Annotated in this window: 18 protein-coding genes; 9 read left to right on the top strand and 9 right to left on the bottom strand. The window is 61.0% G+C overall.

Going from position 1 to position 16011, the window contains the following annotated elements:
• Positions 1-2 precede the first annotated feature (2 nt).
• From BLW66_RS09165 to cysG, 5 genes are read right to left on the bottom strand one after another with little or no spacing between them, the layout of a single operon-like run.
• Positions 3-416 (bottom strand): DUF934 domain-containing protein, encoded by a 414-nt coding sequence (locus BLW66_RS09165; RefSeq protein ID WP_089946848.1) that lies wholly within the window; start codon positions 414-416, stop codon positions 3-5.
• Entirely contained in the window at positions 413-1132 is a 720-nt protein-coding gene (locus tag BLW66_RS09160) for a phosphoadenylyl-sulfate reductase (RefSeq protein ID WP_089946847.1), read from the bottom strand. Before BLW66_RS09160 ends, BLW66_RS09165 begins: the two co-directional genes overlap by 4 nt.
• Positions 1122-2786 (bottom strand): nitrite/sulfite reductase, encoded by a 1665-nt coding sequence (locus tag BLW66_RS09155; protein WP_089946846.1) that lies wholly within the window; start codon positions 2784-2786, stop codon positions 1122-1124. Before BLW66_RS09155 ends, BLW66_RS09160 begins: the two co-directional genes overlap by 11 nt.
• Positions 2786-3088 carry a DUF2849 domain-containing protein gene (locus BLW66_RS09150; protein WP_089946845.1) on the bottom strand — a complete coding sequence of 101 codons (303 nt, stop codon included), beginning with the start codon at positions 3086-3088 and terminating at the stop codon, positions 2786-2788. The genes BLW66_RS09155 and BLW66_RS09150 overlap by 1 nt, the downstream gene beginning before the upstream one ends.
• Positions 3085-4464, bottom strand: coding sequence for a siroheme synthase CysG (cysG, locus tag BLW66_RS09145; RefSeq protein ID WP_089946844.1), 1380 nt, complete (start codon positions 4462-4464; stop codon positions 3085-3087). The genes BLW66_RS09150 and cysG overlap by 4 nt, the downstream gene beginning before the upstream one ends.
• 138 nt (positions 4465-4602) lie before the next feature.
• On the opposite strand from cysG, the gene BLW66_RS09140 reads away from it, so the two are divergent.
• Positions 4603-5064: an Lrp/AsnC family transcriptional regulator gene (locus tag BLW66_RS09140; protein WP_089947081.1), complete on the top strand. Its 462-nt coding sequence runs from the start codon at positions 4603-4605 to the stop codon at positions 5062-5064.
• On the opposite strand, the gene BLW66_RS09135 is transcribed toward BLW66_RS09140, so the two are convergent.
• Positions 5061-5513, bottom strand: a complete 453-nt coding sequence (locus tag BLW66_RS09135) for a PleD family two-component system response regulator (protein WP_089946843.1) — start codon at positions 5511-5513, stop codon at positions 5061-5063. The two genes, BLW66_RS09140 and BLW66_RS09135, sit on opposite strands and share 4 nt — an antisense overlap.
• Positions 5514-5600: 87 nt before the next feature.
• Positions 5601-6974 carry a M20/M25/M40 family metallo-hydrolase gene (locus BLW66_RS09130; protein WP_089946842.1) on the bottom strand — a complete coding sequence of 458 codons (1374 nt, stop codon included), beginning with the start codon at positions 6972-6974 and terminating at the stop codon, positions 5601-5603.
• 190 nt (positions 6975-7164) lie between these two features.
• On the opposite strand from BLW66_RS09130, the gene BLW66_RS09125 reads away from it, so the two are divergent.
• The 5 genes from BLW66_RS09125 to BLW66_RS09105 all read left to right on the top strand — a co-directional run bounded on the left by BLW66_RS09125 (position 7165) and on the right by BLW66_RS09105 (position 12177).
• A complete protein-coding gene (locus BLW66_RS09125; protein WP_139254555.1) occupies positions 7165-7752 on the top strand; it encodes a 5-aminolevulic acid synthase in 588 nt (195 codons plus the stop codon).
• Positions 7753-7925: 173 nt separating this feature from the next.
• A complete protein-coding gene (hemA, locus tag BLW66_RS09120; protein ID WP_089946840.1) occupies positions 7926-9149 on the top strand; it encodes a 5-aminolevulinate synthase in 1224 nt (407 codons plus the stop codon).
• A gap of 118 nt (positions 9150-9267) precedes the next feature.
• A complete protein-coding gene (locus tag BLW66_RS09115; protein ID WP_089946839.1) occupies positions 9268-10488 on the top strand; it encodes a helix-turn-helix domain-containing protein in 1221 nt (406 codons plus the stop codon).
• Between the two features lie 90 nt (positions 10489-10578).
• Complete coding sequence (ispG, locus tag BLW66_RS09110; RefSeq protein ID WP_089946838.1) at positions 10579-11709, top strand: flavodoxin-dependent (E)-4-hydroxy-3-methylbut-2-enyl-diphosphate synthase; 1131 nt, start codon at positions 10579-10581, stop codon at positions 11707-11709.
• Positions 11710-12177 carry a DUF1499 domain-containing protein gene (locus tag BLW66_RS09105; protein WP_089946837.1) on the top strand — a complete coding sequence of 156 codons (468 nt, stop codon included), beginning with the start codon at positions 11710-11712 and terminating at the stop codon, positions 12175-12177.
• Here the strand turns inward: BLW66_RS09105 and BLW66_RS09100 are convergent.
• Positions 12167-12400, bottom strand: a complete 234-nt coding sequence (locus BLW66_RS09100; RefSeq protein ID WP_089946836.1) for a hypothetical protein — start codon at positions 12398-12400, stop codon at positions 12167-12169. The genes BLW66_RS09105 and BLW66_RS09100 overlap by 11 nt on opposite strands.
• Positions 12401-12454: 54 nt before the next feature.
• On the opposite strand from BLW66_RS09100, the gene prfA reads away from it, so the two are divergent.
• The 3 genes from prfA (at position 12455) to BLW66_RS09085 (ending at position 15166) form a co-directional block, all read left to right on the top strand.
• On the top strand, positions 12455-13507 hold the full coding sequence (gene prfA, locus BLW66_RS09095) for a peptide chain release factor 1 (protein WP_089947080.1): 1053 nt from the start codon (positions 12455-12457) through the stop codon (positions 13505-13507).
• On the top strand, positions 13504-14280 hold the full coding sequence (gene prmC, locus BLW66_RS09090; RefSeq protein ID WP_089946835.1) for a peptide chain release factor N(5)-glutamine methyltransferase: 777 nt from the start codon (positions 13504-13506) through the stop codon (positions 14278-14280). Before prfA ends, prmC begins: the two co-directional genes overlap by 4 nt.
• 220 nt (positions 14281-14500) lie before the next feature.
• Positions 14501-15166 (top strand): DUF4167 domain-containing protein, encoded by a 666-nt coding sequence (locus tag BLW66_RS09085; RefSeq protein WP_089946834.1) that lies wholly within the window; start codon positions 14501-14503, stop codon positions 15164-15166.
• Here BLW66_RS09085 and rsmA read toward each other — a convergent pair whose 3' ends face one another.
• The gene (rsmA, locus tag BLW66_RS09080; RefSeq protein ID WP_089946833.1) at positions 15167-16009 is read right to left on the bottom strand and encodes a 16S rRNA (adenine(1518)-N(6)/adenine(1519)-N(6))-dimethyltransferase RsmA; all 843 of its coding nucleotides are present in this window, start codon (positions 16007-16009) and stop codon (positions 15167-15169) included. It lies immediately after the preceding gene.
• Positions 16010-16011: the final 2 nt, after the last annotated feature.

Raw genomic sequence — 16011 nt, 5'->3', positions numbered from 1 at the left:
GTTCAGCCGCGCAGGCGGGCTTGGTAGTTATGCGCTTTCCAGTCGGCCCGTGCGAGCCACTGGTCCTCGGGCTGGCGGGCGGCAAGGGCGTCGTCGATTTCGACCTCGTCAAAGCCCGACCGACGCGCCATCGCGTATTGGTCCGCCAGCACATGGCCCCGCGCACGCAGACGTCCGGTGAAGCCCATCAGCCGCAAACGCCGCGCAATGGTGAAGCCGCGCCCGTCGGCAGAGCTGGGAAAATCCACGCGGATCATCTCGATCTCTGCCATGCGGTTGGCAAGCCCCGCAGGGTCGGCGCTGGACGGCACATCCACGCAGCACGGCGTGTCATTGGCGGGCAGGTCCGCCAGATCGGTGAACCCGCGGTCCCAAGTGTCGGCGGCAAAGCCGCTGTCGGTGATGATCACGCTCATGCTGCGTTCCTTTGTCTGACGACTTTGCCATCCACGATGTGGATGCCGCATTCGGATTTGTCTTGGCCACGCCAGCGCCCCGCGCGCGGGTCTTCGCCCGGCTTGGTTTTGGTGGTGCACGGTGCGCATCCAAGGGACTGGAAGCCACGCGCGACCAGCGGGTGCTTGGGCAGGTTGTGCTCTTCGATATAGGCAACCAGTTTGGCGGCGTTCCAATCGGCAAGCGGGTTGATTTTGATCTTGCGGCCCGACTTCTCGTAGACCGGCAATTCCGCGCGGCTGCCGCTTTGGTAGCGCTTGCGGCCCGTGATCCACGCGTCATAGCCCTCCAGCGCGTCCTCCAGCGGCTGCGTCTTGCGCAGCGCACAGCAGGCGTCGGGGTCAATGGTGTGCAAGATGCCGTCGACGTCCTGCTCCAGCAGCTTCTCACGCGATGGTTTGACCACCTGCACGTTGGTCAGCCCCAGTTCTTCCGCCACATCCTTTTGATATTGCAGCGTTTCTGGAAACAGCATCTCCGTGTCGATGAACAGGATCGGTGTGTCGGGTGCGGTCTGGCTGATCATATGCAACAGCACAACGCTTTCCGCGCCGAAGCTGCTGACCATGGCAACCTTGCCCAGTTGTACGTCGTCCAGCGCGTGCTTCACGATGGTTTGCGGGTCGCTTTTGCGGTGCAATATGGCGCGGCGCTCGGCCAGTTCCTTAAGCGGCATTTGCTTTAGCCTCCGGATAAAGAGCGGCCTTGAACGGTGCCAAGCCAAGACGGCGATAGGCGTCGATAAAGCGCTCTGCGTCGTTTTCACGGTGCTCTAGATAGGCGCCGATCAGGCGCTCGATCGCGGGCACGATCTCGTCATAGGCGAAACCTGGCCCCGCGCGTTCACCCACGGCGGCGGTCTCTGTGTGGTCGCCGCCCAGCGTGATCTGGTAGTTCTCCACGCCCGCACGGTCCAAGCCCAAGATGCCGATGTGGCCCACATGGTGGTGGCCACAGGCGTTGATGCAGCCCGAGATTTTGATCTTCAGATCGCCAATTTCATGCTCCAGTTTCAACTCGTCGAAACGGGTCGCAATCTGCTGCGCCACAGGAATGGAGCGGGCCGTTGCCAGCGCGCAGTAGTCCATGCCGGGGCAGGCGATGATGTCGGAAATCTTGCCAATGTTCGCCGTCGCCAGATCAGCCGCCTTCAGGCGGGCATGGATCGCGGGAAGGTGCGATTTATGCACGTGGGGCAGGATAACATTCTGCTCGTGACTGATGCGAAGTTCGTTATGTGCAAATTCACGGGCAATCGCCGCCATCTCGCGCATTTGTGCGGAGGTCGCATCGCCGGGCGTCTGGCCGTGCTTTTTGATGGAGATCGACACGATGGAATATTCGTCGTTCTTATGCGCGGTCAGGTTGGTATCGGCCCAAGAGCGGAACACAGGATCGTTGTGATACGCATCCTTGAACGCGGCCACGGAGCCGGTGGTGAACTCGGGCAGGGCGAACTGTGCCTCGATCCCTTTCAGCATCTCCTGATCCACACCACCGAACTGTGGTTTCAGCAGCGCAAAGCGCTCCTCCACCAAGTCGCGGATGGTTTCAATCCCGTTCTCATGCACGGTGATCTTGATGCGGGCTTTGTATTTATTGTCGCGGCGGCCCAGCAGGTTGTAGACGCTGACGATGGCCTCGCAGTAGGGCAGCAGGTCCGCCTTAGGCAGGAACTCACGCAGCACTTTGCCGATCATTGGCGTGCGGCCCAAGCCGCCCCCCACGATGATCTCGTAGCCTTCAACACCGTCGCGGGTCAGCAAACGGATGCCGATGTCATGCGCCTTGATCACCGCACGGTCGTTCTTGGAGCCGGTCACGGCCAGCTTGAACTTACGCGGCAGGAACTGGAATTCTGGGTGATCCGTCGACCACTGGCGCAGCAGTTCAGCTGTCGGGCGCGGGTCCGCAACCTCGTCCTTGGCGGCACCGGCGAAATGGTCGGCGGTGACGTTGCGGATCGTGTTGCCTGACGTCTGGATGGCGTGCATGCCAACTTCGCCGAGCGCGTCCAGCATATCCGGCACGTCGCGCAGTTTTGGCCAGTTGTACTGGATGTTCTGACGGGTGGTGAAGTGGCCGTAGCCCTTGTCCCACTTGTCTGCCACATCGGCCAGCACGTCCATCTGGCCCGCGTTCAGCGTGCCATAAGGAATCGCCACGCGCAGCATGTAGGCGTGCAGTTGCAGGTACAGCCCGTTCATCAGGCGCAGCGGTTTGAACTCGTCTTCCGTCAGGGAGCCGTCGATGCGGCGCTCCACTTGCGCGCGAAACTGTGCGTTGCGTTCCGCGAGAAAGTCGCGGTCGAAGTCATTGTATTGATACATTAAACCAGCTCCGCCTGTTTGCCGTGGTTGTAGTTGGATGGCCCGCGTGTGCGGAACTCTTCGCGAAAATGTGTGGGCTGCGGCACGCCGTCCTCCAGCGCCACATCAATCAGGTAGACGCCAACAACCACATCCGCTTGAGAGCTGCCGTGCAGCACGCGCAGATCGCCGTGGGCGGCGTCCTCGATCACTTCGGCCTCGCTCAGCAGGCGCGACCAGCGGTCGTCAGCGGTAAGATAGACCACGTCGCCTTCCAGCAATGCGTTGGCGGTGACGACTTTTGGTGTAAATGGCTTGCTCATATCGCAGCCTCCATTTCGTGTTGTTGTGCGGCGGAGAGTGCCGCGCGTGGGGCGAGACCAAGGAAGACCAGCGCAGGGCCGGCCAGTTTGGCGTTTGTCAGTGTTGGCTCCAACTCGCCCAGTGTCGTGGCGAGGATGCGTTGCTCTGGGCGGGAGGCGTTTTCGATCACCGTCACCTGCGTCAGCGCGTCAGCGCCATGCATCAACAAGCGGCCTTGGATGAAACGGGCGGATTTTTTGCCCATGTAGATGGCGGCCACTTCCCCTTCGCGGGCAAGCGTTTTCCAGTCGTGATCGGCAAAGCCCTTGGTGTCATGACCCGTAATAAAGCGCACGCCGGAGTTGCGGCCGCGTTTTGTAAAGCTCTGGCCCAAGGCGGCAACAGCGGCAGAGGCGGAGGTAATCCCCGGCACAACGCTCCACGCGATACCCGCCGCGTCGCAGGCCGCGATTTCCTCATCAAGGCGGCCAAACATCGTAGGGTCGCCCGACTTCAAGCGCACCACATGCGCGCCGTCGCGGGCGTGGGTGACGATCATGTCGTTGATTGCGTCTTGCGTGACGGAGGGGCCGAAGCCTTCCTTGCCAGCCGACAGCATCACAGCCTCGCGGCGGGCCAGTTCCAGAATTTCCGGTGCCACAAGGCGGTCGTAGATAACGACATCCGCCGCATCCAAGGCCTTGCGGGCCTTCAACGTCAGCAAATCCGGATCACCGGGACCTGCGCCCACCAGCTCCACGCGGCCTTCTTTCGCGGATGCGTTCAGGTGTTTGTCCAGCAAGCTGTCCAGCGTGGAGGCGGCGGCGTCCTCGGTGGCGATGTCTTGCGCGTAATAGTCGGCCCAGAATTCGCGACGTTTCACGCCGAAGGGCAGGGCGTCGGCCTTGGCGCGGAATGCTTTGCCGATGCGGGCCATCAGGCCCAAGCGCGGCGACAGGCGCTCTTCGATGTCTTTCTTGATCGCGCGCGCCAGTACGGGGGCCGCGCCCTCGGTGCCGATCGCCACAACAACAGGATCGCGGTCGACCATTGCGGGGGTGATGAACTGGCTGTCTTGCAAGTTGTCGACCACGTTCACCAACGCGCCGTCGCGGTGCGCAAGGTCAGCCACGCGCGCGTCTTCCGCATCATCCTCGTTGGCCGCGTAGAACAAGCGCGCGCACAGCGCGTCGCCCGCTTCCATCGCGCGGTCAATCAGCGTCAGGCGGCCTTCGGCGGCCCAGTCCACGATTTCCGGTGCAGGCGTTTTGGCCACAACGGTCAGCTTTGCTTCGGTCTTCAGCAACAGGCGCAGTTTCGCCAAGGCGGCTTCGCCCCCGCCAGAGACAACGACGCGGCGGCCTTCAAGGGCCATAAAAATCGGGAAGTGCTTCATCGGGGCCGTCCTTCGTTTGCTTGCCCTCATACTTAGGAAAATTTCCTAATATTGCCTATCCATTTGCGAAGATAAGGAATAATGTTCCCTCACGGCGAAACCGTGGAACACATGTTCCGGAACGAAGGAAAAACAGGAATGGTAGCTCAGATAGACGCAATGGACCGGAACATCCTTGCGCAACTGCAAGAGGACGCCTCACAAAGTCTTGATGAAATTGCCCGAAAAACAGGCTCTTCTAAAACACCTGTGTGGAACAGAATCAAGAAATTACGCGCTGCAGGGGTGATCCGTCAGGACACCGTGGTCCTTGATCCGGAAAAGCTGGGGTTGGAGGCGTGTTTCTTCGTGTTGATCCGCACGTCGGAGCATGAAGGCGACTGGCAGGAGAAATTCCTGCACGCCCTACGCGCGCGGCCAGAGGTGCTGGAGGCGCACCGGTTGGCGGGCGACATCGACTATATTCTGAAGGTGCGCGTGGCCAATGCCCGCGCGTATGACGTGTTCTATCAGGCGTTGATTTCAGAGGTGCGTATCTTCAACGTGACCGCCTTGCTGTCGATGGAGGAGATCAAATCCACCACCGCCTTGCCCCTTTAACCTGCAAGCTGGCAGGGCTGGTGGGCGCGACTGCTGCTAAACTGCGGCGGTCGCATGGTGTCGGTGGGGCCGGTCTCCAGCACCCGTGCGCGCCCCGCCACGCTGGCCAACGCGATTTGCGCAATCAGGTCCGCTTTGATATCAGGGCTGACGATGCTCACGAGGCTGGGCAGCAGCTCGAACAACTCGTCCACCTCCGCGTCCTTACGGTCGCTTAAAAGCAGTGTTTTCACGAAGGGCGCCCGCTTCTCTGCCGATAGTGCCACTTGATGCGTGAGCCGCTCGCTCACGCGTTCGGTCATCACGATCAGGTCGAACCGCCACGCGCGCACATGCGCCGTGGCCATCATCACGCTTTCGCTGTTCACCACCTGAAAGCCGCGTTTGGTCAGGCATTGGTTAATGGTGTGATGGGTGGTCGGATCGTCGGAAAGAACAAGCGCTAGCATCGGGATCGGCCTCTGGGTCATGGGGGTGTTGCACCCGATGCTAGTGACCGATCCCTTAAGCCTATCCTAAGGCCCTGCGCTTTTTCGCTACTTTGTCATTGCGTCCAGCACGCGCACCCAAGACCGGATGCCCTTGTGGAAGCTCGACAGGTCGTACTTCTCGTTGGGGGAGTGCAGCTGGTCGTCGTCCTTGCCGAACCCGATCAACAGCGCGTCCATATCAAGGATATCCTTGAAGTGACCTGCAATCGGGATGGAGCCGCCGCAGCCCACGAAGGCCGCAGGGTTCGGCCACTCATCCGTCAACGCGGCGCGGGCCTGCTCGAAGGCAGGGTGCGCGGTCGACATCTCCGACGCGGAAGACGCGCCGTGGCCTTTGAATTCCACCGTGCAATCCTCTGGCAGTTGGCTTTGCACGAAAGCGCGGAAGCTTTCGCGCAGCTTCAGCGGGTCTTGCCCTGGCACCAAACGGAACGAGATTTTTGCCGAGGCTTGGGATGGCAGAACCGTCTTGAAACCGTCGCCTTGGTACCCGCCGGAGATCCCGTTGACCTCACACGTTGGGCGCGACCAGATCATTTCCAAACCCGTGCGACCGTCTTCGCCCGCAGGCACGCCAAGGCCGACTTCGCCAAGGAATTCCGCGTTCTCGAAGCCAAGGTCGTTCCACTGCTGGGCGATATCCGCAGGCAGCTCTTCCACGCCGTCGTAGAAGTTGGGCACCATGATCTTGCCCGAGGCGTCATGCAGGCTGGCGATGATCTTCGCCAGCACCCGCACAGGGTTGCGCGCGATGCCGCCATACATGCCGGAGTGCAGGTCTTTGTTGGGGCCGGTGATGGTCAGCTCCTCGCCCAGCAACCCGCGCAGGCGGGTGACGATGGCGGGGGTGCTGTCGCCGAACAGGCCGGTGTCGCAAATCAGCGCCACATCGGCCTTCAACTCGTCGGCGTTCTCTTTCATGAACGGCACCAATGACGGGGAGCCGCTTTCCTCTTCGCCCTCAAAGAACAGCGAAATTTTGGCGGGCAGGGTGCCATGCACCACTTTCCACGCGCGGCAGGCCTCCACGAAGGTCATCAGCTGCCCTTTGTCGTCGGAGGAGCCGCGTCCACGAATCACGGGGCCTTTGGCGGTCTCTTCCAGCGCGGGCTCGAAGGGGGGGCTGTTCCACAGGGCCAGCGGGTCAACAGGCTGCACGTCGTAATGGCCGTAGAACAGCACATGCGGGCCGTCGCCATCGGCGTGGGCCACAACCATCGGGTGGCCTGTTGTCGGGCGTTTGGAGACGTCAAAGCCAATGCTTTTCAGGTCATCAACCAGCCAGTCGGCGGCCGCGTCGCAGTCGCCTTTGTAGGCCGGATCGGTCGAGATCGACGGAATCCGCAAGAGTTCCAAAAGTCGTGCTACGGAAGATTCCAAATCTCCGTCCACCTGGTCCAAAACATTGTCCAGTGTCATCGTGTATCAACCCCCATGTTGAATTATGTGCGCGCTAGGTTAACATCCACGCGCCTGCTGTCCACCAACTAGGGCGCCGTTTAGGGCGCCGTTTTGCCGCGATCGAAACAATGGCAATTCCCGCTTGAGACTGGGGGCAATTTGGCGCGTAATGGCCGTCAACAATAAGCTATATATTGGGGTAATTTGCATGAGTTCTACTTTACGTTGCGGTGTCTTAGCGGGAATCATGGCTTGTGTCGGGGGCGCGGCCTTCGCCGATTCGCTGACTTACAAAGAGGCGCGCAAAGCAGTGCCCAAAGGCAACCGTATCGTGGCAGAGTTGCCCGACACCTCCTTCCTTGATGACAAGCAGCAAGCCATCGTTCTGTCGCTCAAAGACACGATCCCCTATTACGGCGCATTGGCGCTCAGCCCTGACGAGGGGCTGTTCGTGGAGTGGTTGAATGCCTCTGGCCAGCACCATTCATTGGACGCGGCACGCGCGGCGGCACTGGCGCATTGCAACTCTAACAAGAAAGCCGCCTCCGCCGCCTGCGTCGTGGTGCTGGAGGTATCGCCCAAGGGCGCGAAACCGGATGCGCCCCTGAGCCTGTCGGCGGAGGCCGCAGATGCGCTGCGCGGGGAGTACCGTAAGCTCAAAGGCATGAAGGCATTCGCGATCTCAAAAACCCAAGGCACCTTCGGCTTCACAGCTGGCGACGGCGCGCGCGCACTTGATGCCTGCGCCAAGGCGGGCGCTGGCGCGAAAGACTGCAAAGTCGTGGTGGCCGATTAGGCCGCCAGAGATCTGCGGGCAGGGCGGTTTCGTCGCCGATAGGGGGCAGATGTTCCCTATCTTGTTTGAGAAAATTCGGGGGGGCGGCAAATTGTAGCCTATTCGTGAGGCGACAAATTCGCTAAATGCGGTAGAACTGTTCTAATGCCACAGCAATAAAGGCTGCCAAACCTGTGACTTATGACTCTGCCCTAGACGCCGCCCTTCAACGTTTGCACGACGAAGGCCGCTACCGCACCTTCATTGATGTGGAGCGTGAGCGTGGCAACTTCCCGCACGCCGTCCGCACCAAGCCGGATGGCTCCACGCAGGATGTGACCATCTGGTGCGGTAACGACTATCTGGGCATGGGGCAGCATCCGGCAGTTCTGGACGCCATGCACGAGGCGATTGACGCCACGGGCGCTGGCTCCGGCGGCACACGCAACATCTCGGGCACGACCGTTTACCACAAACGTCTGGAGGCCGAACTGGCCGACCTGCACCGTAAAGACGCGGCCTTGCTGTTCACGTCGGCCTATATTGCCAATGACGCAACGCTGTCGACTTTGCCTAAACTTTTTCCTGGTCTGGTAATCCTCAGCGATAGCCTGAACCACGCCTCCATGATCGAGGGCATTCGCCGCAACGGCGGTGACAAGCGTATCTTCAGGCACAACGATCTGGACGATCTGCGCGCCCAACTGAAGGCGGTTCCGGCCAATGTGCCAAAGCTGATTGCCTTTGAAAGCATCTACTCCATGGACGGCGATTTCGCCCCCATTGAAGCCATTTTGGACATCGCCGACGAATACAACGCGCTGACCTATATCGACGAGGTCCACGCGGTCGGCATGTACGGCCCACGCGGCGCTGGTGTTGCAGAACGTGACGGTTTGATGGGGCGCATAGACATCATCAACGGCACGTTGGCCAAAGCTTACGGCGTGATGGGCGGCTACATCGCCGCGTCCGCTAAAATGTGTGACGCCATAAGATCTTACGCGCCGGGGTTCATCTTCACCACGTCCCTGCCACCAGCGGTTGCGGCGGGGGCTGCGGCCTCTGTGGCGCATCTGAAAACCGACACCGAATTGCGCAAGCGTCACCAAGACGGCGCGGCGGCGCTGAAGCTGCGGCTCAAGGGCCTTGGCTTGCCGCTGATCGACCACGGCTCGCACATTGTGCCGGTCCATGTGGGCGATCCGGTGAAGTGCAAAATGCTGTCGGACCGTTTGCTGGATGATCACGGTATCTACGTGCAGCCGATCAACTTCCCAACAGTGCCACGCGGCACGGAGCGGCTGCGCTTCACGCCGTCGCCTGTGCATGGCCCAGATCAGGTGGACGCCTTGGTTAACGCCTTGGACGGTCTCTGGTCCCACTGTGCGCTGAATCGCGCCGAGCTGGCAGGCTAAGCGCAATCTGCACTGCATAACCGTCTCGTGATGTGCTAATGTCGTTCCAATGCGGTCGCGTGGGGACGAATCGATTCCGCATTACTAGGGAATACTAAATAAAAGCGGGCAGGCGCATATGTTGGGGCGATACAGACAGCCCAAAGCGGAAGTAACCGAGGAGACTCGGGGGTTCGACGCATTCGAAATGCGCCTCGGCGACATGATGCGTGGCGAACGCGCGACCATGGGCAAATCGCTGCTCGACGTGCAGCGCGAGCTGAAAATCAAAGCCACCTACATCGCCGCCGTTGAAAACTCCGACCCGTCCGTATTCGAGACCGCTGGCTTCATCGCAGGCTACGTGCGCTCCTATGCGCGCTATCTGGGGATGGACCCCGATTGGGCGTTTGAGCGGTTTTGCAATGAAAGCGGCTTTTCCGGCGTGGAGGGGTTGTCCGGCATCTCCGCTGGTGGTCGCAAGGAAACGAAGCCCCGTAACCGCCCCAACGCGGGTGAGGACGCAATCGTGCGCCCCGTGGCGCCCTATGCCCCGTCGGGTGAAAGCATTTTCTCGAAGATTGAACCGGGGGCCATTGGGTCTATCGCGGTTCTCTTTGGGTTGATCGGGTTGATCGGCTACGGCGGCTATTCGGTCCTTCAAGAAATCCAGCGCGTGGAATTCGCGCCCGTTGATCAATCGCCAAGCCTGTCGACGGATGTGGCGGGCCTGTCGCCATCCTTGGGCCAACCGCCCGCGCAAAACGAGACCGCGACCGGATTTGTTGCCCCTGCGCCTGATGCGTTGGATCGGCTCTACCGCCCGCAAGCCCTTGAAGCACCAGTATTAACCGCGCGCGACGGTCCGATTGCGGCGCTTGATCCTAACTCTATCGGTGCGCTGGTGGATGAGCCTGATTACCGTCTGGCCACCGCCGCCGCACTCAGCCGCACCGCCACTGACGCGCCAGCGCCCACCACGCCGCAAGTTTTCGCGGAAAACGCGCCGGACGTTGTGCTATTTGCCACGCGCCCCGCATGGGTCCGCGTGTCAAACGCCGACGGCAGCGTGCTGTTCGAGAAGGTGCTTGATGCAGGCGAAACCTATGTGCTGCCCCTGACCGACGAGACACCAGTCCTGCGCGCAGGCAACTCCGGCTCCTTGTTCTTCAACGTCAAGGGCAAGACCTACGGCCCCGCCGGACCGGGCACATCCGTGGCCAAGAACGTGGCGCTTGGGGTTGAGGCAATTACCGAGAATTACGCCGTCGCAGACACCACGGAGCAGTTGTTGTCCGAGACGTTGACCGCCATGGCATCCGCCCCTGTGGCCGATCCGGACGCGCCGTCGACCGAGTAATCACCCGTTTATCGGGGGCGGCATGTTGCGACCCACCTAGGTGGTGGTTATATCCCTCATAACAGCAATGTTTTTATAAGGCGTGCAGCCATGTCCTCCCTTCATTCTATCCGCCCGTGGCGCCAGATCGACCGCCGCAAATCCCGCCAGATTATGGTCGGGAATGTGCCCGTCGGTGGCGATGCGCCGATCACCGTGCAGACGATGACCAACACCGATACGTCGGATGTTGCGGCGACTGTGGCGCAAATTCAGGCCTGTGCGGATGTGGGGGTCGACATCGTGCGCGTGTCCACGCCGGACGAAAGCTCCACCACCGCGTTGCGCGAAATCGTGAAGCAAAGCCCTGTGCCGATCGTCGCGGACATCCACTTTCACTACAAACGCGCCATCGAGGCCGCCGAGGCAGGGGCCGCGTGTCTGCGCATTAACCCAGGCAATATCGGTGACGCCTCCCGCGTGCGCGAGGTCATCAAGGCCGCGAAGGACCACGGCTGCTCCATCCGCATCGGGGTCAACGCCGGATCACTGGAAAAACACCTGCTCGACAAATACGCCGAACCATGCCCCGAAGCGATGATCGAGAGCGGCTTGGACCACATCAAGATTTTGCAAGACAACGACTTTCACGAGTTCAAGATCAGCTGCAAAGCCTCCGATGTCTTCCTCGCCGCCGCCGCCTATCAGGGGCTGGCCGAAGTCACCGACGCGCCAATTCACCTTGGCATCACGGAGGCGGGGGGGCTGACCTCCGGCACCATTAAATCCGCTATTGGCATGGGCAACCTGCTCTGGGCGGGCATCGGCGACACGATCCGCGTGTCCTTGTCGGCGGACCCCGTGGAGGAAGTCAAAGTCGGCTACGAGATTCTAAAATCTTTGGGCCTGCGCCATCGCGGCGTGAACATCATTTCCTGCCCCAGTTGTGCGCGCCAAGGCTTTGACGTGATCAAAACTGTCGAGACGCTGGAAAAACGTCTGGAGCACATCAAAACCCCGATGAGCCTGAGCATCATCGGCTGTGTGGTCAACGGCCCCGGCGAGGCGCTGATGACCGACGTGGGCTTCACGGGCGGCGGGGCTGGCTCCGGCATGGTTTATCTGGCGGGCAAGCAAAGCCACAAGCTGAACAACGACGAAATGGTCGATCACATCGTGGAGCAGGTCGAGGCCCGCGCCAGTGTGCTGGAGGCCAAAGCGGCGGCTGAGGCGGCTGAATAAATGCTGAAGTACATTTTGCTGGCACTGGTCGCTGTGGCGATCCTTGGCGCTATTTTCGTGCGTCTCCGACCGCTTAACCCAGATGATTACACTGGCCACCTTCAGGAAGGGTTCCCCACGGGGAACGTTGATTTTCCAGTGGAAAAAGCCGGTTCTTACCTGCAATCGGTCGATTTTACGCAGCCGGTGGATGAGGTTGCGGCAAAGCTGCGGGCCATTATCGAAGCCACCCCGCGCACCTCGCTCATGGCCGGATCGCTGGTGGCTGAGACCCCCGCGCTGATCGACAAAGCCACCTATGTGACGCGCTCCGCGCTGTGGGGATTTCCCGATGTGACAACGGTAGAAGTCGCCGTAACGAACAAGGGGGCTGCGGTCACGCTTTACGGGCGATTGGTCTACGGCAAGGCGGATATGGGCGTGAACAAAGCGCGCATCGAAGGGTGGCTGGAGCAGCTTAGCCAGTAACGCAGCTGGTTTTCATCTCCCGCCACATTGGCACATTTAGCGACATCTCGCAGCGGGCCATGAAGATGCGCCCGCCCACGTTCAGGCAGCGTTGCTCCCCCAACTCCACCCGACTTCCGGCTTTGTCGGTGCAATAGCACTCGACCGTTTTACCGGAGGGGGACGTCACGTCCGCGCTTGTTGGAAGGGCCAGCACGGTGAAAGCCGCTGCATATTTCCACATGTGCAGCATCTTAGCACACTTGACCCCACCACACCAAATGTCCATCAACGCGCCATGGTTCCATTAGATAGACTACAGCAAATCACCGAGCGCTTTGAGTATCTTGAAGCGCGGCTGGCCTCCGGTGACACCGAGGATTTCGCGGCAGTGTCGCGCGAGTACGCCGAGCTAAAGCCCGTCGCGGATGAAGTTGCGGATTACCGCCAACTGCTTGCCGACATCGACGAAGCCCGCGCGATGATGGATGATCCCGAAATGCGCGAGTTGGCGCAGGACGAGTTGCCAGAGCTGGAAGCCCGCCTGCCGAAAGCAGAGGACTCGATCAAGCTGGCGCTATTGCCCCGCGACGCCGCCGATGCGCGACCGGCCATGCTGGAAATTCGCCCCGGCACAGGGGGTGACGAGGCGGCGCTGTTCGCGGGTGACCTGCTTAACATGTATCGCCGTTACTCCGAAGCGCGGGGCTGGACGTTTGATCTTATCGAATACCAAGAAAGCGAACTTGGCGGCGTCAAGGCGGTGACGGCCCATATCAAGGGGCAAAACGTGTTTGCCCGCCTGAAATTCGAGAGCGGCGTGCACCGTGTGCAGCGCGTCCCTGTGACGGAAAGCGGCGGGCGGGTGCATACATCCGCCGCAACGGTCGCTGTTCTGCCAGAGGCGCAAGAGGTGGATATCGACATCCCCGCCAGCGACCTGCGGCTGGATACCATGCGGGCATCCGGGGCGGGGGGGCAGCACGTGAACACCACCGATTCCGCCGTGCGGATCACCCACATCCCGACTGGCATCATCGTTGTCAGCGCCGAGAAATCGCAACACCGCAACCGCGAAATCGCTATGCAGGTGATGCGCGCGCGCCTGTATGATCTGGAGCGCCAGAAGCTGGACGACGAACGCTCCGCCACGCGCAAAAGCCAGATCGGTACCGGTGACCGCTCTGAGCGGATTCGCACCTATAATTTCCCGCAAGGGCGCATGTCCGACCACCGGATCAACCTGACGCTGTATAAGCTGGATCAGGTGATGCAGGGCGATCTGGACGAAATTATTGACGCGCTAACCGCCGACGCCCAAGCGCAGATGCTGGCTGAACAAGGGCTATGAGTGACGCGCTGGCGTCGGCTGTTGTGCGGCTCTATGAGGCGGGCATTCCTGATCCGTCGGTGGAGGCCCGCAAGCTGGCCACGCTGGCTGAAGAGCAGGGCGTTGCCTTGGACAGCTTGGTCGCGCGCCGCGCGACGCATGAGCCGTTTTCGCATATCGCGGGGCGCCGTGCGTTCTGGAATCACGACTTCCATGTGACCGCCGATGTGCTGGACCCGCGCCCCGACACGGAAACGCTGGTTGAGACCGCCTTGAGCCTGCCTTTCGACAGGGTGCTGGATCTGGGCACGGGGTCGGGTTGCATCTTGTGTTCCTTACTGGCGGAGCGCCCGTCGACCACAGGTGTGGGCGCAGACATATCGGGCGCGGCGTTGAAGGTGGCGGCGCGCAATGCGCAGGTCACGCAAACCACGGACCGCGTGGTGTGGGTCGAGAGCGATTGGTTTGACGCGGTGGAGGGGGATTTCGATCTGATCGTGTCCAACCCGCCCTACATTACGGAAGCCGCTTACGCCGAACTGGACCCCACGGTGCAACGCTTCGAGCCGCGTATCGCGCTGACGCCCGGCGGGGACGGTCTGGCCCCGTACCGGCTGATCGCGCAATACGGGCCCGACTACCTGCGCGAGGACGGCTACGCCGTGCTAGAGATCGGCTATGATCAGGGCGACAGCGTGCAAGCGATGTTCAGGGCGGCGGGGTGGCGCGATGTGGCGTGCATCCCCGACTTGAACGGCAAAGACCGCGTAATCCGTGCAAAATCGCCAAAATAGCGTCAAAAGGGGCAATTTTCCGCGCCAAAGAGCAGAAACATCTTGCAAAGCACGGGTTTGGCTGCTTTTGTCCTCCGCAGTAGGAAGTTGGCGTTTTTGACGCCCCCTACGCTTAAGCCCAAAATAAGGTCTCAATCCTAATGTCACGGGGACACCGCGAGATAGAAGCGGTCAGGATTGATAACAGGACCAAAGCGCTAACGGCTGGAACCCAAAACTCATGAGATCAACGAAGTCCCGCTCGCGCGGAAAGAACCGTAATAACAACAATAACCGGTCCGGCGTTAACGTCGTCAATCGGGTGTTTGACAGCTCTGGCCCAGAAGGCAAAGTGCGCGGAACTCCGCAACAAATCATTGAGAAGTATCAACAATTGCACCGCGATGCACAGTTGTCCAATGACCGTGTTGCCGCCGAAAACTTCTCCCAACACGCAGAGCACTACGCGCGGATGCTTGGAGAAGCGATGAAAGAGCAAGAGGCGAAGCGTTTGGCCCATGAGGCCCAGCAGCAAGCCCAGCGTGAGCAGCAGCAAAAACGCGACCAGAACCGTGATCAGAATCAGAATCGCGATCAGGGTCAGAACCAGAATCGCGACCAGAACAACGAGCAACCGCGTGCCCGTAACGAGGACGCCAAGCCGGAAGCCGCCGCTGACACCATGTCGCCAGCCGCCCTTGCCGCCGCAGCCGAAGCCCGTGAGGGCGAGGGCGCACAGCCAGACGTGATTGACCTGTCCGAGAACGGCGACACGGCTGACAGCGGATTGGTGGAAACCGTGGAAGCCGCGCCAAAACCTGCGCGCAAGCCACGCACACGCAAACCCAAAGCGAAACCAACCGAGGAGGCCGCGGCCTCCAAGGACGAGACCCCAGCGGCTGAGTAATCAGTCGCGGGCGATCTCGCGGGCCAGCGCACAAAACGCTTCAAGCGACACTTGTTCTGCCCGCTCCGTGGGCGGAATACCTGCGGCGCGCAAGCGGTCTTCGATATCGGGGCCCATCACCTTCAAGGCAGCGCGCAGCATTTTACGGCGCTGATTGAACGCCGCGCCGACGACCCGCGACAAGATCGCGGCATCCGCCTCGAACCGCGGCTTTTCCAGCGCCTTTAGATGCACCACGGCGGAGTGGACTTTGGGGGCGGGCACGAAGGCCTCGGGCGGCAATTCCATGACAATCCGCGCATCGGCACGCCACTGCGCCAGCAGGGCCAAGCGCCCGTATTTCTTGGTGCCAGGGGCCGCCACAATGCGCTCCGCGACCTCTTTTTGGAACATCAGCGTCAGGCTTTGCCAGAACGGCGGCCAGTCCTTCGGGGTGAGCCAGCGGACCAGCAACTCCGTGCCGACATTATAGGGCAGGTTCGCCGCGACGCGGATCGGCGGGGTCAGGTGATCAAGCACGTTGACCTCCAGCGCGTCACCTTGGATGACGGTTAGCTGATCGGGGTAGGCGTCGGAGATTTTGGCCAATGCCGGCAGGCAGCGAGGGTCTTTCTCCACCGCCAGAACACGGCGTGCGCCTTCGGCCAGAAGGCCGCGCGTTAAACCGCCCGGACCGGGGCCGACCTCCAGCACATCGCAGCCCGACAGATCCCCCGCCTGACGGGCGATCTTGGCGGTCAGGTTCAGATCCAGCAGGAAGTTCTGGCCGAGGCTTTTCTTTGCTGACAAGTCATGCGTGCGGATCACCTCCGAGAGCGCGGGAAGTCCGTCTATTTGCGCCACGT

Origin of the sequence: Litoreibacter albidus (assembly GCF_900107015.1) — a bacterium.
In the GTDB taxonomy this organism is placed as follows: domain Bacteria; phylum Pseudomonadota; class Alphaproteobacteria; order Rhodobacterales; family Rhodobacteraceae; genus Litoreibacter; species Litoreibacter albidus.
Note: the sequence above shows the minus strand (reverse complement) of the source record. Positions and strands in the feature narration are given on the sequence as shown.